General features: G+C 64.3%; 16 protein-coding genes. 4 read left to right on the plus strand and 12 right to left on the minus strand.

The genetic code is table 11. The features are described 5' to 3' along the window. Nucleotides 1-473 precede the first annotated feature (473 nt). The 4 genes from PAN31108_RS13955 to PAN31108_RS13970 form a co-directional block, all read right to left on the minus strand. Nucleotides 474-2,027, minus strand: coding sequence for a DHA2 family efflux MFS transporter permease subunit (locus PAN31108_RS13955; protein WP_150669430.1), 1,554 nt, complete (start codon nt 2,025-2,027; stop codon nt 474-476). 36 nt (nt 2,028-2,063) lie between these two features. Continuing rightward, nucleotides 2,064-3,305: an HlyD family secretion protein gene (locus PAN31108_RS13960; RefSeq protein ID WP_150669431.1), complete on the minus strand. Its 1,242-nt coding sequence runs from the start codon at nt 3,303-3,305 to the stop codon at nt 2,064-2,066. A 77-nt stretch (nt 3,306-3,382) separates the two neighbouring features. Further along, a complete protein-coding gene (locus PAN31108_RS13965) occupies nt 3,383-4,906 on the minus strand; it encodes an efflux transporter outer membrane subunit (RefSeq protein WP_150669432.1) in 1,524 nt (507 codons plus the stop codon). A 159-nt stretch (nt 4,907-5,065) separates the two neighbouring features. Next, a complete protein-coding gene (locus PAN31108_RS13970) occupies nt 5,066-5,575 on the minus strand; it encodes a MarR family winged helix-turn-helix transcriptional regulator (protein WP_150669433.1) in 510 nt (169 codons plus the stop codon). A gap of 297 nt (nt 5,576-5,872) precedes the next feature. Here PAN31108_RS13970 and typA point away from each other — a divergent pair, with 297 nt between their 5' ends. Both typA and PAN31108_RS13980 read left to right on the plus strand, forming a co-directional pair. Beyond that, nucleotides 5,873-7,696 carry a translational GTPase TypA gene (gene typA, locus PAN31108_RS13975; protein ID WP_150669434.1) on the plus strand — a complete coding sequence of 608 codons (1,824 nt, stop codon included), beginning with the start codon at nt 5,873-5,875 and terminating at the stop codon, nt 7,694-7,696. A gap of 235 nt (nt 7,697-7,931) precedes the next feature. Continuing rightward, the gene (locus PAN31108_RS13980) at nt 7,932-9,083 is read left to right on the plus strand and encodes an enoyl-CoA hydratase/isomerase family protein (RefSeq protein WP_150669435.1); all 1,152 of its coding nucleotides are present in this window, start codon (nt 7,932-7,934) and stop codon (nt 9,081-9,083) included. Nucleotides 9,084-9,195: 112 nt separating this feature from the next. Here the strand turns inward: PAN31108_RS13980 and PAN31108_RS13985 are convergent, their stop codons facing one another. The 8 genes from PAN31108_RS13985 to PAN31108_RS14020 all read right to left on the minus strand — a co-directional run bounded on the left by PAN31108_RS13985 (nt 9,196) and on the right by PAN31108_RS14020 (nt 19,297). Further along, nucleotides 9,196-9,618 carry a hypothetical protein gene (locus PAN31108_RS13985; RefSeq protein ID WP_150669436.1) on the minus strand — a complete coding sequence of 141 codons (423 nt, stop codon included), beginning with the start codon at nt 9,616-9,618 and terminating at the stop codon, nt 9,196-9,198. Between the two features lie 232 nt (nt 9,619-9,850). Beyond that, the gene (lexA, locus tag PAN31108_RS13990) at nt 9,851-10,504 is read right to left on the minus strand and encodes a transcriptional repressor LexA (protein WP_150669437.1); all 654 of its coding nucleotides are present in this window, start codon (nt 10,502-10,504) and stop codon (nt 9,851-9,853) included. Between the two features lie 189 nt (nt 10,505-10,693). After that, a complete protein-coding gene (locus PAN31108_RS13995) occupies nt 10,694-11,107 on the minus strand; it encodes a copper-binding protein (RefSeq protein WP_150669438.1) in 414 nt (137 codons plus the stop codon). Then, entirely contained in the window at nt 11,104-14,364 is a 3,261-nt protein-coding gene (locus tag PAN31108_RS14000) for an efflux RND transporter permease subunit (RefSeq protein ID WP_150669439.1), read from the minus strand. The genes PAN31108_RS13995 and PAN31108_RS14000 overlap by 4 nt, the downstream gene beginning before the upstream one ends. Next, nucleotides 14,361-15,755, minus strand: a complete 1,395-nt coding sequence (locus PAN31108_RS14005; protein WP_150669440.1) for an efflux RND transporter periplasmic adaptor subunit — start codon at nt 15,753-15,755, stop codon at nt 14,361-14,363. Before PAN31108_RS14005 ends, PAN31108_RS14000 begins: the two co-directional genes overlap by 4 nt. 11 nt (nt 15,756-15,766) lie before the next feature. Beyond that, a complete protein-coding gene (locus PAN31108_RS14010; RefSeq protein ID WP_150669547.1) occupies nt 15,767-17,062 on the minus strand; it encodes a TolC family protein in 1,296 nt (431 codons plus the stop codon). Nucleotides 17,063-17,157: 95 nt separating this feature from the next. After that, on the minus strand, nt 17,158-17,592 hold the full coding sequence (locus tag PAN31108_RS14015) for a hypothetical protein (protein ID WP_150669441.1): 435 nt from the start codon (nt 17,590-17,592) through the stop codon (nt 17,158-17,160). Nucleotides 17,593-17,761: 169 nt separating this feature from the next. Continuing rightward, a complete protein-coding gene (locus tag PAN31108_RS14020) occupies nt 17,762-19,297 on the minus strand; it encodes an FAD-dependent monooxygenase (RefSeq protein WP_150669442.1) in 1,536 nt (511 codons plus the stop codon). A 54-nt stretch (nt 19,298-19,351) separates the two neighbouring features. Between PAN31108_RS14020 and PAN31108_RS14025 the strand changes: the two genes are divergently transcribed. Continuing rightward, nucleotides 19,352-19,999 (plus strand): TetR/AcrR family transcriptional regulator, encoded by a 648-nt coding sequence (locus PAN31108_RS14025; protein ID WP_150669443.1) that lies wholly within the window; start codon nt 19,352-19,354, stop codon nt 19,997-19,999. A 160-nt stretch (nt 20,000-20,159) separates the two neighbouring features. Beyond that, nucleotides 20,160-21,191 carry a sulfate ABC transporter substrate-binding protein gene (locus PAN31108_RS14030; RefSeq protein ID WP_150669444.1) on the plus strand — a complete coding sequence of 344 codons (1,032 nt, stop codon included), beginning with the start codon at nt 20,160-20,162 and terminating at the stop codon, nt 21,189-21,191. Nucleotides 21,192-21,203: the final 12 nt, after the last annotated feature.

Consider the following 21,203-nt stretch of genomic DNA (forward strand, 5'->3'; position numbering starts at 1 on the left):
GGTGCGCGCCTGGGGCGAAGGGGTCGGGGCACCGGTGCGCGGCGCGGCGCCGGCCGGCATGCCGAGCGGGCGGGTGACGGTGCGCGTCGGTTCCCTGTGTTGTCGCGAGGATGTGCCGGGCGAGATCGGATTCGAGAGGTCGCGCGCGCGGTACGCGTCGCCGGCGGGTCGGGAGGGAACTTTGGGCATTGGGCGAGTGAAGGGACGATGATCGTGTGTAAGGAAGCCGAATGCCCCTTATCGTCCAACGCCCGGACGTTCGCGTGGCGCGATAACGCGAAGATCTGCTTTGATAGACGAAGTGCGCAGGTCGGTTCGCGTGTTGCCGGGTCACTGACTAACGCGTACCACCGCCCCGCCGTCCCCTGCCGACTCGCGCGTCCCCATAAAAAAACCCCGCTAACCTCAGCGGGGTTCAAGCAGTGCCCGGTAGGACAGCACAAGGCCGGGCACTCGGGGGGAAGCCTGTTGCGTCAGTGGGCGCCGGCGGCGGCGTCGGCACCGCTGCCGCCACCACGGATCGGACGCGTGATCCACACCATCGCGATCATCAGCACGAACAACACGGCCGAGATCCAGAAGATGTCGTTCGCGCCGAGCATGGCGGATTGCTGCGTCACCAACCGGTCGATGTAGCCGTGTGCCTGCGGTGTGGACATGCCCAACTGATTGAGCGACTGCACGGAGCCGTTGAACGTTGCATCGTACGGTGTCAGGTTCTCCGTGAGCTGCGCATGGTGCAGCGAGATCCGGTTGTCCCAAACGGTCGTGGCGATCGACGTCCCTACTGCACCGCAGGTGATCCGCACGAAATTCGACAGCCCCGCCGCCGCCGGAATGCGGTGTCCCGGCAACCCCGACAGGATGATGGCCGTGAGCGGGATGAAGAACATCGACATCGGCACGCCTTGCAGGAAGGTCGGGATCATCAGCGTGCGGGTGTCGACCAGCGTGTTGAAGTGCGAGCGCATCAGGAACACGAGGGCGAACAGCAGGAACGAGACGGTCACGACCCAGCGGGCATCGAGCTTGGGCAGGAACTTGCCGATGATCGGCGACAAAATGATGGCGAACAGTCCCACGGGCGCCATCACCAGACCGGCTTCCGTCGCCGTATAGCCGAGATAGATCTGAAGCCACTGCGGCAGGATCACCAGGTTGCCGAAGAACAACCCGTAGCCCACGGAAATCGCGATGACGCCGCCGGTGAAATTGATCCGCTTGAACAGTGTGAGATCGACCACCGGATGTTTCTCGGTAATTTCCCACACCACGAAGAAGCAGAACGACACCAGCGCCACGAGCGCAAGCACGACGATGGTCGACGAGTTGAACCAGTCGAGTTCCTTGCCCTTGTCGAGCATCACCTGTAATGAACCGACCCACAGCACCAGCAAGGCCAGTCCGACGGTGTCGATCGGCTTGCGGTGTGTCGGTGTCTCACGCTTGGCATAAATGAGCCAGGTTACGTAAGCCGCGCCGATGCCGACGGGAATGTTGATGTAGAAGATCCACGGCCAGTGATAATTGTCCGAGATCCATCCACCGAGAATCGGCCCCATCACTGGCGCCACGAGCGTTGTCATGCCCCATAAGGCGAGGGCCATCGAACTCTTGGCGGGCGGATAGCTCGAGAGCAGCAACGATTGCGATAGCGGGATCATCGGCCCGGCCACGGCGCCTTGCAGCACGCGTGCCGCGAGCAGGATTTCGAGCGTCGGCGCCATGCCGCACAGCCACGATGCCAGCACGAACAGCAGGATGGACGAGATGAACAGTCGCACTGCGCCGAAGCGCTCCGTCAGCCAGCCGGTCAGGGGCACCGAAATGGCGTTGGCGACGGCGAACGACGTAATCACCCACGTGCCCTGGCTCGACGAGACACCGAGGTCGCCGGAGATGGCGGGAATGGATACGTTGGCAATCGATGTGTCGAGCACGTTCATGAACGTGGCGAGCGACAACGCGATGGTGCCGAGTACCAGCTGCCCTCCCGAGAGCGGGGCAGGAGCGTTTTGAGTTGCCATGAGATGTCAAAGGGGGTGGGGGCACCCCCCTCCGATTTACAGGGGACGCGCGCGGGCCGGCTGATTGCGCGTGTCGTTGGCGCCGCCGGTGTTTGCGCCCGTATTGGCGCTCGCTCCGGCGTTCTCGGTAATGATTTTCGCGACGATGTCGTCGGCGTCGTGACCGACCTTGTCGTACACGTCGGTCGAATACACCGGCAGGGCGGGCGCTTCGCCCAGTTCCTTGCCGTCGGTGTTACGCACGTTGACCTTGACCTGCATCGACAGACCGACGCGCAGCGGATGTTGCTCCAACTGCTTCGCATCGAGCGCGATACGTACCGGCAAACGTTGCACCACCTTGATCCAGTTGCCCGTGGCGTTCTGCGCCGGGAGCAGCGAGAACGCGCTGCCCGTGCCTGCGGAGAAGCCGGCGACCGTGCCCTTGTATTCCACCGACGAGCCATAGACGTCTGCCGTGAGCGTCACCGGCTGACCGACACGCATGTGCGCGATCTGCACTTCCTTGAAGTTGGCGTCGACCCAGACTTCGTTGAGCGGCACCAGCGCCATGAGCGGCGCACCCGTCGCCACACGCTGGCCGACCTGTACCGAACGTTTGGCCACATAGCCGTCCACCGGGGCGGGGATCGACGTACGCGCGTAGTCGAGATAGGCGGCGCGCACCTTGGCCGCCGCTTGCTGCACGTTCGGATGGGTGGTGACCGAGGTCTTGTCCGTGAGCGCCTTGTTCGACACCAACTGCGCGCGCGCCTGTTCGAGGGCGGCTTGCGCGGACTTCACGGCGTCCTGCGCGTGGGCGAGTTCTTCGCGCGACACGGCGCCGGTGGCGATCGCCATCTCGCGACGCTTCACGTCGGCCTGCGCCTTTGTCAGTTCCGATTCGCGCATGGCGACGGTCGCGGCATAGGCATCGTTGTTCACGAAGTACGTGCGCACCTGACGCACCGTCTGCGCGAGATTCGCCTCGGCTTGCAGCAGGGCGACGCGGGCGTCGGTCTGATCCAGCGTGACCAGCGGCTGGCCGGCCTTGACCATCTGCGTGTCGTCGGCCTTCACGCCGGTCACGGTGCCTGCCACTTGCGGCGTGATCTGGACCACGTTGCCGGCGACGTATGCGTCGTCGGTGTCTTCGTAATAACGCGCATACAGCGCGTAGTAAGCGCCGTAGCCGATGGCCGCGATGGCGATCACAGCCGTCAGCGTCAGCATCATGCGACGTCGTTTGTTATTGTTCTGCGCCGGCTGGGCGGGCGCTTGCTGTTGGTTCTCGCTCATCATTTGCTCCGTACTTATCTCTCAATGTGCTTTTTGACGTTTGTCTTGTTTTGCGTGGCGCTCAGTGCATGCGTGCATTAATGCGATTGCGCGTTGACGGATTCGCCGTCCGTCGTCGAGGGGCGTTCCTGTCCGACGACGAGGCCCGCGGCCTGTGCGTCGAAACCGCCGCCGAGGGCCTTGATCAGGCCGATCTGCTGGTCGCGCCGCGCGAAGTCGATGTTCACGCGCGCCTGTTGCTGCGCGAGCAGCGACGACTCGGCGGTGAGCACGGTCAGCTGCGGCGTGAGGCCTGCTTTGTAGCGATCGATCGCCAGGTCGTAGGCGCGCTGTGCGGCGTCCTGCGCCACGCGCTGCGACACCATCTGCTTGTCGGCCGAACGGATCGACGACATGCGGTCGGCGATGTCGCCGAGCGCCTTGTTGAGCGTGGCGTCGTAGTTCGCCACCGCGCTTTCATACGCGGCGTACTGGCCCTTCAGGTTGGCGCGCAGACGACCACCGTCGAAGATCGGTAGCGAGATCACCGGACCGGCCTGAATGTTCTGGCTGGTCGGATCGAGCAGCTTGCCGAGCCCGAACGTGGAGAAGCCGAAGGCGGCGTTCAGGTTCACGTCCGGATAGAAACGCGCCTTGGCGACATCGACGCCCTGCAGTTGCGATTCCACCCCCCAGCGTGCCGAGACGATGTCCGGGCGACGCCCGAGCAGGGCGAGCGGCAGGTTGTCGGGCAACGCGGGTGTGGGCAACTGGGCGAGCTTCGGCGGCGCGATGTCCAGACCGCGATCCGGGCCCTTGCCGAGCAGGACGCCGAGTTGGTGGCGCGTGAGCAGGATCTGGCCGTCGAGCTGGGCGATCTGCGTCTGAATGTCGGCGCTATTGCTGTCGGCCTGTTGCTGCTCGACTTGCGTGTCGAGACCGGCGCGCACGCGGTCGGACGTGAGCTTGCCGAGGGTCTGGCGCTGCTTGCCGATGCGCGCCAGCACATCGTGCAATGCGTATTGCTGCGCGAGCTGGTTATACGAACGGGCAACGGCCGTCGACAGGGCGAGACGCACTTCCTGATCTTCGGCGTCTTCGGCACGCTCGGCCGACGTGGCCTGTGCGCGTGCCGAACGGTTTTTGCCCCAGAGATCGAGTTCCCACGACAGCGAGGCGTTCAGATCGCCTTGCGTGAACCATGTGCCGCCGTAGCCCGGCGGATAGATCGTGTTTTCGGTGAATTTTTCGCGATAGACGTCGCCCGAAAAGCCGACCGACGGCAGCAACGCGGCGGCGGCGCCTTCGGTCTGAGCCCGCGCGGCCTTCAGACGGGCCGCAGCCATAGCCAGATCGGGGTTGCCCGCGAGCGCTTCGTCGATCAGGGACACGAGCTGCGGATCGCCGAAGCGCTGTGCCCAGTCGGTGCCCGGCCACTGGCCGCCCTCGGCGGGCAGGCTGCGCTGCGTCTGATACTGGTCGGGCGTGCTGATCTGCTTGTCGCTGTGAATGCCGGCGAAGTTCGCACAACCGGCAAAGCCCAACGTGACAGCCGCCAGACAAATGGCGGAAATCGCTGAGCGAGCCCGCAAGCGCGGGAGGAATGGTGAAACCGCTTTCATCGCAAAACCTTTACGAGTGAAGTCTTGTACTGGCATGTATCGGGTGCTGGCGCTGACGAGGGCACGAAATAGTGGACTCAGTGGACTCGGCAGGCTTTTCCGAACGGAAATCGACGTGTTTCGGACACGATCGGGAGGTCGGGGGGCGGGTGGTCGCCGTCATCCGACGTCGCCGTTGGCGATCACGCGTCGCAGCAGGCTCTTCAGAAACCCCACTTCCTCCACGCTGAATCCGCGCATCAGATGGTCGGCGGCGCGCGTAAAAATGTCCGGCATCCGGTCGGCCATGGCATAGCCGGCTTCGGTCGCCCTCAGGTTCACGGTGCGCCGGTCCGTCTTGCTGCGCTCGCGAACGAGCAGTCCGTGGGCTTCGAGCCGGTCGAGCAGGCGGGTCACTGCGCTCGCGTCGATACAGTAGTCACGCGCCAGATCGGCCGCCGTCTTGCTTTTGCCCGTCGCCACCTTGTAGAGCATGGTCGCCTGCGTGCTGGTGAGCCCGTACTGCGACGTCTCCTTCGTCAGTTCCGCGAGGATCAGCTGACGCACACGCGCCACCAGATACCCGAGCGAATCGTCGATGTTGTAGCCGTTGCGTGGCGGATCGGCTTGCGGCGCTTCCGGCTGGGAGGTCGGTGCGGTCGCGGCGGAGGTCACGGGAGATTCGGACATTTTCGTGCAGCTGCAATAGTTGACTTGGCATGATTATAGTGGGTACTTAATTAATTTCAAGTCGATGCAATAGTTGTCTAGGCAAATATTGCGCAAATGTCTAGACGAAATGCTCTAATTGACGGGCGCCGCGAGGAAGTTGAGGGGGGGCGAAACCGAAACGGGGTGGCGAAAATTTTGTGACGCTGGCGAGTCAAAGTCGCCCGGCGTTGCTGCAATGCAGAAAGGCCATGACGTGGGACATACGCAAGTGGTAGAATCGCGGATTCTCCAAAGGCTTTTTCGAGCACCTCTTTCATGACCCGCGCTCTCCGTAATATCGCCATCATCGCGCACGTCGACCACGGCAAAACCACGCTCGTCGACCAGTTGCTGCGCCAGTCGGGCACCTTCCGCGAAAACCAGCAAGTCGCTGAACGCGTGATGGACTCGAACGACATTGAAAAAGAGCGCGGCATCACGATCCTCGCCAAAAACTGCGCCGTCGAGTACGAGGGCACGCACATCAACATCGTCGACACGCCGGGACACGCGGACTTCGGCGGTGAAGTGGAGCGTGTGCTGTCGATGGTCGACAGCGTGTTGCTGGTCGTCGACGCCGTCGAAGGCCCGATGCCGCAAACGCGCTTCGTGACCCGCAAGGCGTTGGGCCTCGGTCTGAAGCCGATCGTCGTGGTCAACAAGATCGACCGTCCGGGCGCACGTCCGGACTGGGTCATCGACCAGACCTTCGACCTGATGGACAAGCTCGGCGCGACCAACGAGCAGCTCGACTTCCCGGTCGTGTACGCGTCGGCCCTGAACGGTTTCGCCAGCCTCGATTCGAACGTTCGCGAAGGCACGATGAAGCCGCTGTTCGATGCGATTCTCGAACACGTGCCGGTGCGCGACGCCGATCCGGATGCGCCGCTGCAATTGCAGATCAGCTCGCTCGACTACTCGACGTTCGTCGGCCGTATCGGTATCGGCCGTATTACGCGCGGCCGCATCAAGCCGGGCCAGCAAGTCGTCATGCGTTCGGGTCCGGACGGTGAAATTCTCAAGCGCAAGATCAACCAGGTCCTGACGTTCAAGGGGCTGGAGCGTGTGATGTCGGAAGACGGCGCGCAAGCCGGCGACATCGTGCTGATCAACGGTATCGAAGACGTGGGTATTGGCGCGACGATCTGCGACGTGGAAACGCCCGAGGCGCTGCCGTTGCTGACCGTCGATGAGCCGACGCTCACGATGAACTTCTGCGTGAACACGTCGCCGCTGGCCGGCCGTGAAGGCAAGTTCGTGACGAGCCGTCAGATCCGCGACCGTCTGGACAAGGAACTGAATCACAACGTGGCGCTGCGCGTGAAGGACACCGACGAGGATTCCGTCTTCGAAGTGTCGGGCCGTGGCGAACTTCACCTGACGATTCTGATCGAGAACATGCGTCGCGAAGGCTATGAACTGGCCGTGTCGCGTCCGCGCGTGGTGCTCAAGGAAATCGACGGCGTGAAGCACGAGCCGTACGAAATGCTGACCATCGACCTGGAAGACGAACATCAGGGCGCGGTCATGGAAGAAATCGGCCGCCGCAAGGGCGAAATGCTGGACATGGTGTCGGACGGCCGTGGCCGCACGCGCCTCGAGTACCGCATTCCGGCACGTGGTCTGATCGGTTTCCAAGGCGATTTCCTGTCGATGACCCGTGGTACGGGCCTGATGAGCCACATCTTCGATGCGTACGCACCGCTCAAGGACGGTTCGCTGGGTGAGCGTCGCAACGGCGTGCTGATCTCGCAGGACGACGGCGCTGCCGTGGCTTATGCCCTGTGGAAGCTGCAAGATCGCGGCCGCATGTTCGTCTCGCCGGGCGACGCGCTGTACGAAGGCATGATCATCGGTATCCACAGCCGCGACAACGACCTCGTGGTCAACCCGATCAAGGGCAAGCAGCTCACGAACGTACGTGCGTCGGGTACCGACGAAGCCGTGCGTCTGGTGCCGCCGATCGCGCTGAACCTGGAATACGCCGTGGAATTCATCGACGACGATGAGCTGGTCGAAGTCACGCCGCTGACGATCCGCCTGCGCAAGCGTCACCTGAAGGAACACGAGCGCAAGCGCGCCTCGCGCGAAGAGAAGTAAGGCCGGCGATGGTGCGGCGGCGCGGCGGACGATGGTCTGCATGCGCCGAGGCGCCAGTTTGTTGGAAGAGAAGCCGGTGCATTGCGCCGGCTTTTTTGTTTGTCGTCCCGAGGATGTCTTTGCTTATCCCGCGTGCGCCGGCAGTCCATTGCCCGCAAGGATCGTGAGCTGCCTGTGCAGGATAGGCGGGCGCTATCGCATCCGTGTCGTTGACGCTTTTGAATCTCCGCCAGACATGACCGAATTTGTTCGAACCGAAATCCGTGGCCGCATCGGCGTTATCACGCTGACGCGTCCGAAAGCCCTCAACGCGCTGTCGCACGACATGATTCGTGCGATAGCATCGACGCTTGCCGAGTGGCGTGACGATCCGACGGTGCTCGGTGTGGTGTTGCAGGGTGAGGGGGAGAAGGGGTTATGCGCGGGCGGCGACATTCGCTATTTCCATGAGGCCATCAGTGCAGGGCGTACGGACATCATGGATTTCTTCACCGACGAGTACGTGCTGAACTACACCATCGCTTCGTACCCGAAGCCTTACATCGCACTGATGGATGGCGTTGTGATGGGTGGGGGAATGGGGATTTCGCAAGGCGCTGCGCTGCGCATCGTGACGGAAGCGACGCGCATGGCGATGCCCGAGACGGCCATCGGTCTGTTCCCGGATGTCGGCGGTGGCTTCTTTCTCGCGAATCTGGCTGGGCATCTTGGCGAGTACCTGGGGACGACAGGTATTGTGTTCGGGGCGGTCGATGCCTGTGAAATCGGTCTGGCCGATGCGGTGCTGCCACGTGCCTCGTTGCCGGCACTGTGCGAGCATCTCGCCAATCACGACTGGCCGGACAGCGAAGCCGTGCTCGACGCTGCGCGCACGTTCTGCCGCGAAAGTCTCCCGCCGGCCGGACTCGCACCGGGTAAGCTGGCGCCGTTGCGCGACGTGATCGACGAGCACTTCGGGCTGGCGGACATGCCGGCGATCCTGCATGCGCTAAAACTTGAAGCGCGTTGCGAGTACTCCGGTTGGGCGGAGGAGACGGAAGACCTGCTGCGCACGAAGCGCTCGCCGCTCATGGTGTGTGTGGCGCTGGAACAGGTGCGCCGCGCTCGCAAGTTGTCATTGGCGGACGAATTGCGCGAGGAATGGCTGATGATGCGCAGCGTCTTCAACCTCGACGGTCGCATCGGCGCAGAGGGCGTGGAGGGCATTCGCGCGATGGTGGTCGACAAGGACCACAAACCGCGCTGGCAGCACGCGAGCATCGAAGCGGTCAGACGGGAAGATATCGAGCGATTCTTCGACGGCAAGCGTCATGACGCCGACAACCCGCTGCGCGATCTTGGCAAGACGTCGGAGTCCGTCGGATCAAGCCCGGCTAGGCACGACTAAGCTCGATTGAGGTCGATCAGGCAGCAACTAAGCACCAACTAAGCACCAACTGAGCGGGACCGCGCCACCGATGCGCAGCGAGCGACGCATCGGTCTCGTGCAACGGTTTGCATTACACCGCTGCCTGACAGAATTGTTCGCCGACCGCCTGATCGAGTTTGCGGCAGATGTCCGCGAACGTGCCGACCATCACGATGTGCGACCGGTCGCGGTACACGCGGACATCCAGAGTTTCCTGCGTGGCCGGGGCGTCACGCCGCGCTTGCTGCTCGCGCACATTGCGCGATGCGTTGACGGCTTTTCCGGCAGGGCAGGCGCGCCGCGTGGCTGTCGCCATGGCGGCGGCGATCGTACGCGGCAGGGTCGTGGTTCGGGTTCGGGCCGGTATCGTGTACGAGCGCGCGATGGCGGGGGCCGAAGCGAACGGGCCGGACAATGCCGACAGTCCATACACCGCCGAGAGGCGCGTTTGTGACGATACGCGCACGCGCGATTGACCAAGAGACGTACGCAGCAAACCAAAGAGTCGAGCCATGATGCGATCCTTCTTCCAATGCGGGTCGGAGGGACGTGCCTCGCTGCGGTGCGAAGGGTTGAGATGTGCGTCGCAAAACGTCATCACAAATCGCAGGCACAGCAGGGCCCGGGCGCCGGACCCAGCCCGGCGCAGTCGGAAATGCAAAACTTCAGGGAATGGGGCGTAGCGTGACGCGATTACGACATGACTGCTGCGTTTTTGCGGCCCCGGAATTCGCGCGGAACGACGGTCAGAGATCGTTGTTGCGGATCAGACCGACCGCAATCCCTTCCAACGCAAAATCACCGCTGCCTTCGTCGACATTGATGTTTTCGAAGTCGGGATTTTCGGCGATCAGCTCGACGCCGCCCTTCACACGGTGAAAGCGTTTGACGGTCACGTCGTCGCCAATGCGCGCCACGACGATCTGGCCTTCGCGTGCGTCGGCGGCTTTCTGCACAGCCAGCAGATCGCCGTCGAGAATGCCCGCATCGCGCATCGACATCCCGCGCACCTTCAGCAGGTAGTCGGGTTGGCGCGCGAACAGGTTCGGGTCGCACTGGAAGTTACGTTCGATATGTTCCTGCGCCAGAATCGGGCTACCCGCAGCGACGCGACCGACCAGCGGCAGCGACAGTTGCATCAGGCCCATATGCGGCAGCGTGAACTGATGGGCGCCGCCGGCTTCGTCCAGACGTTTGAGGCGGATACCGCGCGACTGACCGGCGGCGAGCTCGATCACCCCTTTGCGCGCCAGCGCCCGCAGGTGCTCCTCCGCAGCGTTGGCGGAAGAAAAGCCCAGTTCGGCGGCAATCTCCGCACGCGTCGGCGGAAAGCCGGTGCGCTCGATCGCTTGCTGAACCAGTTCGTAGACCTGCTGTTGACGGGCGGTAAGTTTGATCATGGCATCACTGTATGGAAGCACAGGTGGCTGTATTTTTGTACAGTGTTTGCAAAAAGGCAAGGGAAAACTTCATGTAGTGCATGAAGTTCCCGTCAGACGCCCCCGGCCCGGAGGACGTTGCGTTGCCATGGCATGCCCGGGCGACGGGCCTGCCGTGTTGGGAGACCCGTCGCCCGGGGCGCTCGTCGCTTACTTGTCCATGCGTACGATGGTCAATGTGCCGTCCACGTTTTCCACGCGCACCCGCACTTTCTCGCCGGCATGAACGCCCTTGGCCATCGCCGCGTCCTTCGCCTTGTACGCCATCGTCATGGCCGGCATGCTGATGTTGGCCATCGCGCCGTGCTGGAGCATCACCATGCCCGTCGATGCGTCGACGCTTTTGACCGTCGCATCGGTCAGCGCCGTGCTGGCGTTCGCCGCTGCGGCGGCCTGTGCCGCCTGTGCGGCCTGTGCCGCCTGTGCGGCCTGTGCCGCCTGTGCGGCCTGTGCCGCCTGTGCGGGCTTGGCCGGCATGGCCATATTGCCCATGTCGCCGGCGGCAAACACCGATGCGCTGAGCGATGCCAGCAGAACACCCGAGACGATAAGAACTTGCTTCATTGCTTTTCTCCAGAGAGAGTGGACGGCACGTTGGTGCCTGAGGGGACAACTGCGGAAACCACGGAAGGAACCGCTTCGGACACGGTTCCATGCGCCGTGTCGGAGGACTCGGGCGCATGCCGCGCGAGACGCTTCAGACGCCGGCGCTGCAACAGCAGCCACGCGGCGGGAATGACGAACATGGAAAGCAGCGGGGCGGTGATCATGCCGCCGACCATCGGCGCGGCGATGCGTTGCATGACTTCCGAGCCTGCGCCGTGGCCGATCATGATCGGAATGAGGCCCGCGAGAATCACGGCGACCGTCATGGCCTTGGGGCGCACCCGCAGTACCGCCCCCTCGCGAATGGCATCGATAAGCAACGCGTCGTCGAGCGTCTCTGCGTTGGCTACGCGCCGCGCCAGCGCTCCTTTCAGGTACAGCAACATCACCACGCCGAATTCCGCCGCCACCCCGGCCAGCGCAATGAATCCGACAGACGTGGCGACGGACACGGCATGCCCGAGACCCCAGATCAGCCAGAACCCGCCGACGAGCGCGAACGGGATCGTCGACATGAGCATCAAGGCATCGACGGCGGAGTTGAACGTCAGGAAGAGCAGCACGAAGATCACGGCGAGGGTGATGGGAATCACGGTGCGCAGCTTCGCCGCCGCCCGTTCGAGATACTCGAACTGCCCCGACCATGCGATGGAGTAGCCCGGGGGCACAGCGACTTTCTCGGCGACGAGCTTCTGCATGCCGGCGACCGCCGTTTGCAGATCGGTGTTCCGGATATCGATGTAGACGTACCCGGACAGGCGCGCGTTTTCGCTACGAATCATCGGCGGTCCGTCTTCGATGCGAATCGCGGCCACATCGCCCAGCCGAATCTGCGCACCGCGATCCGTCACGATCGGCAGATCGCGCAGCGTCTGCACCGAGTCGCGGAATTCGCGCGGATAGCGAAGATTGATCGGAAAGCGTTCGCGGCCCGCCACGACTTCGCCGACGTTATCGCCGCCGACGGCCGACGCCACCACCGCCTGAATATCGGCGATCGCCAATCCGTAGCGCGCCGCCGCAAGCCTGTCGATGTCGACGTCGACGTAACGTCCTCCGTTGAGTCGCTCCGCGAGCGCGGACGTGACCCCCGGCGCCTGCCTGACGGTCTCCTCGATCTGCGCTGCAATCTTGTCGATCTGTGCGAGATCGGGGCCCGAGATCTTCACGCCCACGGGCGTCTTGATGCCGGTCGACAACATGTCGAGACGGTTGCGGATCGGTGGCACCCACACGTTCGACAGGCCAGGCACTTTGACCCGACTGTCGAGTTCGTCGATCAGCTTTTGCGGCGTCATGCCCGGCCGCCATTGGTCGCGTGGCTTGAACCGGATGGTGGTCTCGAACATCTCCAGCGGCGCGGGGTCGGTGGCCGAGTCGGCGCGTCCCGACTTGCCGAACACCGTCTCGACTTCTGGCACGGTCTTGATGAGCCGGTCGGTCTGCTGCAACAGCTCCGATGCCTTCGACGCCGAGATACCCGGCAACGCCGTGGGCATGTACAGCAGATCGCCTTCGTCGAGCGGCGGCATGAATTCGCCGCCCAGCCGCGAGATCGGGATCGCCGTGAGGGCGAGGGCGACGAGCGCCGCGCCGATGGCGACCCACGGACGCCGCAACGTCGCTTCGAGCAACGGCCGGTACAACGCCATCAGCACGCGGTTGATCGGGTTCGACGCTTCGTGCGGAATTCGCCCGCGAATGAGATATCCCATCAGCACCGGCACCAGCGTCACCGACAAGCCTGCCGCCGCCGCGATCGTGTACGTCTTCGTGAACGCGAGTGGCGAGAAGAGCTTCCCCTCCTGTCCTTCGAGCGAAAACACCGGAATGAACGACAGTGTGATGATCAGCAGCGAGAAGAACAGGGCGGGGCCGACTTCGGCGGCCGACTCGGCGATGAGCGTCCATCGTCGTGCGGGGCTTAGCCGTTCGCCGGGATGTTCGTGCTCGAACGCTTCGAGATGCTTGTGGGCGTTCTCGATCATCACGATGGCGGCGTCGATCATGGCGCCGATGGCGATCGCAATGCCGCCAAGGGACATCAGGTTGGCGTTCACGCCCTGATAGCGCATGACGATGAACGCCGTGAGCACGCCCAGCGGCAACGACAGAATCGCGACGAGCGCACTGCGCAGATGGAACAGGAAGACCGCGCAAACGATCCCGACGATGACGAACTCTTCGATGAGCTTGTCCTTCAGGTTGTCGACGGCGCGCTCGATCAGTTGCGAGCGGTCGTACGTCGTGACCAGTTCCACACCGGAGGGCAGCGAACGCTTCAGGTCGGCGAGCTTCGCCTTGACGGCCTCGATGGTCGTGAGTGCGTTCTTGCCCGAGCGCATCACGACGACACCTCCCGCGACTTCCCCCTGACCGTTGAGTTCGGCCACGCCCCGGCGCATTTCCGGCCCGACCTGGATGCGTGCGACGTCGCCGAGCAGTACCGGCGTGCCGCCGGCATCCGTGCGAAGCACGACATGGCGGAAGTCGTCGAGCGAGCGCAGATACGCGGTCGAGCGCACCATGTACTCCGACTCCGCCATCTCGACGACCGAGCCGCCGGACGCCTGATTGGCCTTCGACAGCGCCTCGGCGACCGTCGCCTGCGAGATGCCGAACGCACGCAGCTTGTCGGGGTCGAGCACGACCTGATACTGGCGCACCATGCCGCCGATGGAGGCGACTTCGGAGACGTCCGGCACGGCCTTGAGTTCGAACTTCAGGAACCAGTCGTTCAGCGCCCGCAGTTGCCCCAGATCGTGACGCCCGGTGCGGTCGACGAGTGCGTACTCGTAGACCCAGCCCACCCCGGTCGCGTCGGGGCCGAGCGACACCTTCGCCCCCGGCGGCAGACGACTTTGCACCTGATTCAGATACTCCAGCACGCGCGAGCGCGCCCAATACTGATCCGTCTTGTCGTCGAACAGCACGTAGACGAAGGCGTCGCCGAACGACGAATACGCGCGAATCGTCTTCGCGCCGGGCACGCCGAGCAGTGTGGTGGTGAGCGGGTACGTCACCTGATCTTCGATGACCTGCGGTGCTTTGCCCGGATACGAGGCTTTGATGATGACCTGCGTATCCGAGAGGTCGGGCAGGGCGTCCAGCGGCGTTTGCGTGACCGAGTAGACGCCCCACGCGGCGATCAGCAGCGACGCGAGCAGTACCAGCAGCCGGTTGTGAATCGACCAGCGAATGAGACGCGCAATCATTGACGGTCTCCTTCCGAGGAGGCGGCGCCCGACGCCGCCATGCCCGGCATGTCCTGCATGGCTCCCGTTGCCGCCGTTGCCGCCGTTGCCCCCGTTGCCGCCGTGGCTGCGGAGGCCGGCACGGCGGCCGCATCGGACAGCTTCGGCAACACCGACTTCAGGCTGGCTTCGGAGTCGATCAGGAACTGGCCGGAGGCGACTACTTCCTGACCTTCCGCGAGTCCCTGAAGAATCGCCGTCTCCGCGCCGATGTCGCTGCCCGTCGTGACGCTGACGGGTTGCAGGCGCCCATCGCCGTTGCGCACGATCACGACGGCGCGCTTGCCCGTGGTGATGATCGCCTCGGACGGCACGAGCAGTTGCGAAACGGGCTTCGCATCGCTCAGATGCGCGCGCACGAGCATGCCCGGCGTGAGGCGCTCGCCGGCGTTGTCCAGTTCGAGGCGCGCTTGCAGCGTGCGGCTGCCAGGGTTGATGCCGGGGAGGATTTCGCGAACGCGTCCGGTAAGGTGCGGCGCGTTATCGGCGGCGAGCGTGGCGTCGACCTGCATGCCGGGGCGCACACGCAGCGCCATCGCTTCCGGGATCTCCACCACCAGCCAGAGCTTCGACAGACCGGCGACCTTCGCGAGCGTCTGGCCCGGCGAGACCATCGCGCCGTTGCGCACATTCAATTCCGTCAGCACGCCCGCGCGTGGCGCGCTCAGCACCACATGCGTTTGCGGTTGCCCGGTGCGCTCCATGCCGGCGATCAGCGATTCCGGGATCGACAGGGCGCGCATGCGGGCGCGGGAGGCGTCGAGCAACGCGCCATTCATGCCGCTGCGGCGCATTGCGAGAAATTCCTCCTGCGGTGCGAGCCAGTCCGGTACGAACAGCGACGCCACCGGCGCACCCTGGGCCACATGCTGCATCGGGGCGTTCGTGTAGAGACGATCGATGTAGCCGGTCACACGCGACTGCACGACATCCGCCTGCGACTCGTCGAATTGCGTGGTGCCGACGACATCGAAGCCCGCGGCAACGTCCGCACGACGCACCTTCGCATAACGAATGCCGAGGTTCTGTTGCAGCCCGGCATCGATGCGGATACCGCCCGCGCCTTGCGCCGAGCCGTCGCCTGATCCGGCGTCGTCGGCATATACGGGCATGAGCTGCATGTCCATGAAGGGCGACTTGCCGGGTTTGTCGAAGTGCTGGCTCGGCATCATCGGGTCGTGCCAGTACAGCACGCGACGCGCCTTGCCGGAGGCGTTGGCGTCGCCGCTCGGGAACGCCGATTCGTCCGCATTCGGCGACGCGAAATGTCGTCCGCCGACATAGCCGACGGCGAGCAGCGCGCTTGCCGAGAAGAGCGCCGCGCAGGCGTAAATTACAGTGGTCTTTTTCATGGAGATGTCTCTTAACGGGCGGCTGCCATCGACGGCGGAATGACCTGGTACTCGAGCTGAGCCCAGACCTGCGAGACGTCGCGCCGCAGGTCGATGACCTGGAGTTGTGCGTCGAGCAGGCTGCGTCGCGACGCGAAAACGTCGGCCAGCGAGCCGGTGCCGGCCCGGTAGGCGGCAGCGGCGAGCGCCACGCGTTGCTCGGCGGCGGGCAGGAGGGTGCTCTGGAGGTTCGCGATGCGCTCGCGCCCGCTCGAGAGTGTGGCGGCGAGGGTGCGAATGTCCGCTTCGACCTGGCGTTGGGTGTCCTGATAGGTCAGACGCGCCCGGTCGGCGAGTTCGGCCTTCTCCGCGACGTCGCGATCCTGACGCTGCGCGCGGTTGATCGGCAGGGGAATGCTCACGCCGATGGACACCATGTTCGAGTACTGTGCGCCACGCTGCTGGTACGACACCTCCCATTTCCAGTTCGGCGTGCGATTGCTGGTGGCGACTGCCGTGTCCGCGTCGGCGACGGCAATGTCGTCCGCACCTTGCGCAAGCATCGGCTGCACGCGCGCCAGTTGTTCCGGGCTCAGCGAGGGCACCGACGAATCCAGCGCCGGCGGCTCGCCCGACACGTCGGTGACGGGCGTGACGGTCCAGCGCGACAGGGCGATGAGCGCGGTGCGCTCGGCTTGCTGGGCCTTGAGCGCCTGATCCTGCGCGAGCGCCAGCATCTGTCGGGCCTGCGCGACATCGTTGGCGGTGGCCTTCGCGCCCCGAAACGATGCGGTCGTCGCACCGAGTTCGTCGGTCATGTGCGAGACGAGCGCTTGGGTAAGCGCCTCGGATTGCTTTGCGTAGACGGCGTTCAGCCACGCCGAGGCGGTCTGCTGCCGCACGTTGGCGACTTGCGCCAGATACCCGGAGCGCTGCCGGTCGACGACGCGATCGCCGAAGTCCGAACGTAGCCGCCGCTTATCCGATGACACCCACTCCTGTTCGATGCCGATGCGTCGCATCGTCATGAAGTCCTGGCCGACGGTGAACCGCTGATCCCCGTTGACGGGCAGGTTGTCGATGCCTGCCTTCAATTCGGGATCGGGCAACTGGCCGGCACGGGCGGCGGCCTGTGTGCTCGCCCTGACGGATGCCTGCGCCGCTTGCAGCGAAGCGGAACGATCCATCGCCGATTGCAGGGAAGCCTCTAACGACAGTCCTGCGTCCTGTGCCAGCGCCGTGGTGCTCACGGCGCAGAGCAGGAGAAATACTGCGCACGCGCGTGCGCTGACGCGCCGGTCGCCCGGTGCGTTGAAAATCGGATGCATGTGAAACCCCACGCGTACGAATGCCATGCGGCATTCGCGTCCTGAAAAGGACGATCTCGCCGTTCAGACGGCGAACCAATGGTCAGTGCAGGGGGTTACAGCGAGGTGGGTGGACGCCAGAGGCCGTCGGGTGCACGCGAGCGCAGGGCGTCGGTGTAGAAGAAATCGGTCTTGCGGGCGATGCTCGCCCCGCGTGCGACTTCGGGGGTGATCGCCGGGTGATAGAGGCTGCCGAGGTTGCATTGCGCCGCGACCTTGCACAACGGCGCTTTGGTTTTGCCGCCGGAGGGCATCGACATACTGTCGCAATGATCCATGGTAGCCGGGGTCGCCGCGGCGCTCACGTCCATCGATGACGCCACGCCCGCCATGTCCATTGCGGCCATCGTGCTCATTGCGGTCATGTCGGCCCGTTCGCCGGACATCGACATCTGCATCGGACAGTCGCCCGTCATGCCACTGGCCGCCAGCCCGCTAAGGGGAAGCGTTGCGCACAACAACAGAACGAGGAGAAGTCGAAGCAGTTTCACGCTGCGGAGTATAGCGTCAATGGCCGATGTTTGAATACGGCGTTGCGATGTCGGCGGCATCGCAGGACATCCGGGGGGGGGGGGGGCATCAAGGGCGCATCAAGGGCGCATCAAGGGCGCATCAAGGGCGCATCAAGGGGGCATCGCAACGCGTGTGGCCGGCAGGTCCTCAGGCCGTGAACCATTGGCGCAGTGCGACTTTGAGGCCATCGAGACCTTCCGGGCCTGCGAGCCGTTCGGTGTTCTCGCCCTCACTGCGCCATGCAATGCAGGCGTCGGGACGCAGCAACATCGACGGTCCTTCGCTCACCGTCACGCACCGCACGCTCGGCGTCACGGCGGCGACGATTTGCGAGGCGCGCTGCCACGGTGTCGCATCGAGCAGCACGCCGTTGCCTTCCTGCATCGCGTCGTAGAGATACGCGCCCCCGGCAAGCTGCCAGTCGCCGGCGAGCCGGCCGACGTCGGGGTGCGTGGTGCCGGTCGCGCCGAGGTCATAGCGTGTCGATACGCCGGTCATCATCTCGCCGATGAAACGGTTGACGTCGTCGAAGTCCATCAACCGGGCGATCAGATCGCGCATCGCGCCCGATTGCGGGTCGGGGCGAAGAATCGCGACCTGCGCACGTGTGTTCGCCAGAACCGCCTCGGCTACCGGGCGGCGCTCGGCGGTATAAGTCGCCAGCAGGCTGTCGGGCATGTCGCCGCGGATCACCGCCGCGAGCTTCCAGCCGAGATTGGCCGCGTCGAGCAGCCCGAGGCTCAGCCCCTGCCCGCCGAACGGGGAGTGGACGTGGGCCGCGTCGCCGGCGAGAAACACGCGTCCTTGCCGGTAAGTGTCGACGAGCCGCGTGTTGTCCGCCCATCGGCTGGCGCTATGCAGCGCATGGAGGCGAACATCTTTCCCGCTGGTGCGGCGCAGAACGTCCTCGATTTCCGCCCGGCTCACCGGCGCCAGACGGTCGCCGGGCGGTCCGGAGAAGTCGAGCATGAAAAGGCGTCCGGGCACCGGGCCGTAGCAGAACACGCCGTGCGGTGTGCGATTCCAGCCGACGGTCGCCAGCGCCTCGGGGTGGTCGACATCCGCGATGGCCTGATAGAACGTGAGCGTCGGCTCGGTGCCGGGAAAGGCAAAGCCGCACAGCTTGCGAACGGTACTGCGTCCCCCGTCGCAGCCGATGAGGTAATCGGCCCGAATGTGGCCGCTTCCTGCTGCTGACGGCGAGCGCCACGTCACCTGCACACCGTCGTCCGACGCCTCGATAGCCGTGATGTCGTGCGCGCGGCGCACCTCGATGCCCAGCGCCCGAGCCCGCTCGGCGAGCATTGCTTCGAGACTCGGCTGATCGACATGGCGCGGACGACGCTCGGGATCGACCTGAGCGTCGCGCCGAATCAGGGAAAGCCCGGCGAAATGGCCGTTAAACTTTGAAGCACGCACGCGAAGGTCCGCCCCCGTCTGTTCGGTGAACGCACGCATGGCGTCGGCGGCGCGCGCCTGGGCGTCGTCGATAGCGGTACGCATGCCGCGACGCAGCAGGGCTTCGCCCGCCAGCGGCCCGAACGAGAGTGCCTTCATCGCCTGACTTGGCGACGCGAGACGCTCCAGTACCAGCACCTGCGCGCCGCCGAGCGTCAGTTCAATGGCGCTCAACAGACCGACCGGCCCTGCGCCGGCAATCACAACATCGATGTGTTTCGTCATATACTTCGTATATAAATGTACTGAGTACATGTAAACTAGGTCATTAGAAACGACATGTCAACGCCACCCGACTTGAGATCACTGAGATCACGTAAGCGCCTCGCCACGCGGCAGGGCATTTCCAACGCGGCGACGCGCCTGTTCCACGAGCACGGCTTCGATCATGTGACGGTGGACCAGATCGCCGCCGCCGCCGATGTCGGGCGCATGACGGTTTTCAACCATTTCCCGCGCAAGGAAGACATGTTCTTCGACCGCGACGAGGAGGGGCGGGAGGCGCTGCGTGAGGCCATCCGGGCGCGTGGCGAGGGCGTCTCGCCGGTCGAGGCGTTGCGTCTGCTGGCGCACCGGCTGGTCGCGCAAGGCAGTCCGTTCGTGGATTTTTCGGCGCAGAGCCAGGGGTTTGTGAAGACGATCGAAGGCAGTGAAACCCTTAAGGCGCGTGCCCGGGCAATCCGGGACGAGCTGGCCGACGTGGTGGCGCAGGCCCTGACCGAGAGCGCCGGGCGGGCGTCGCCGGACGTACAGGCCCAACTGGCGGCGGGCCTGTTGCTGGCCGCCTGGACGGTCGCTTTCCTGCACGCCCATCGGATTTTCCGCGAAACGCAGGACACCGCGATTGCCCAGAAAAGCTTCCTGAGCCTTGTGGATCAAGGCGCGGCGGGGATCGTAGCGGCGCTGGCGGGGTCCCCCTACGCCTGATCGATGACGTCGGCGGCGCGGCCGGCGAGGTCCGTTCATCAGCACAAATTCTCTAATCCTTATTCCGGCATAAACAAAAGCGAAAATATTATTTTTAATTATTTAGACGGACTCATAGACTGGCCTCCTACACACGAGAAGCAAACAAGGAGTGCAAGTCATGAGCAAAGCAGCACGGGGATGGAAAGCTAAGAAGCTGGCGGTCGCGCTGGGCGGTCTGGCATTGGCCGCCGGCATGACGATTCAGGCGCAGGCCGCGAGCCTGTCGTTGCTCAACGTGTCTTACGACCCGACGCGCGAGCTGTATGCTGATTACAACAAGGCGTTCGAAGCGCATTACAAGCAAGTCGCCGGCGACACGGTGACGGTGAAAGCCTCGCACGGCGGCTCGGGCAAGCAGGCCCGTACCGTGCTCGACGGCGCACCTGCCGACGTCGTTACGCTCGGCATTTCGGCCGACATCGATGAGCTGGCCTCCGCCGGTCTCGTGAACAAGGACTGGCAGAAGCGCCTGCCGGACAACGCCACGCCGTACACGTCGACCATCGTATTGCTGGTGCGCAAGGGCAACCCCAAGAACATCAAGGACTGGAACGACCTCGCCAAGCCGGGCATCAGCGTGGTCACGCCGAACCCGAAGACGTCGGCCGGCGCCCGTTGGAATTACCTCGCCGCGTGGCTGTACGCGCTCAAGCAACCGGGCGGTAACGAGCAGAAGGCGCAGGAGTTCGTCAAGGCCATCTACAAGAACGTCGGCGTGCTGGATTCGGGCGCGCGCGGCGCGACCACGACCTTCGTGGAGCGCGGTATCGGCGACGTGCTGATCGCCTGGGAAAACGAGGCGCTGCTGTCGGTGAAGGACCTGGGGCCGGACAAGTTCGACATCGTGGTGCCGTCGTCGTCGATCCTGACGGAGCCGCCGGTGGCCATCGTCGACAAGAATGTGGACAAGCACGGCACCCGCAAGGCCGCCGAAGCGTATCTGCAATGGCTGTATTCGCCGCAAGGCCAGGAAATCGCCGCCAAGCACTTTTACCGCCCGCGTTCGCCGGAAATCGCCAAGAAGTACGAGGCGCAGTATCCGAAGCTCAAGCTCTACACGGTGGACGCCGATCTGGGCGGCTGGACGAAGACGCAGGCCAAGCACTTCGCCGACGGCGGCATCTTCGATCAGATCTACACCAAGAAGTAAGGCAGGGACCAT

Source organism: Pandoraea anhela (genome assembly GCF_902459655.1).
Lineage (GTDB): Bacteria > Pseudomonadota > Gammaproteobacteria > Burkholderiales > Burkholderiaceae > Pandoraea > Pandoraea anhela.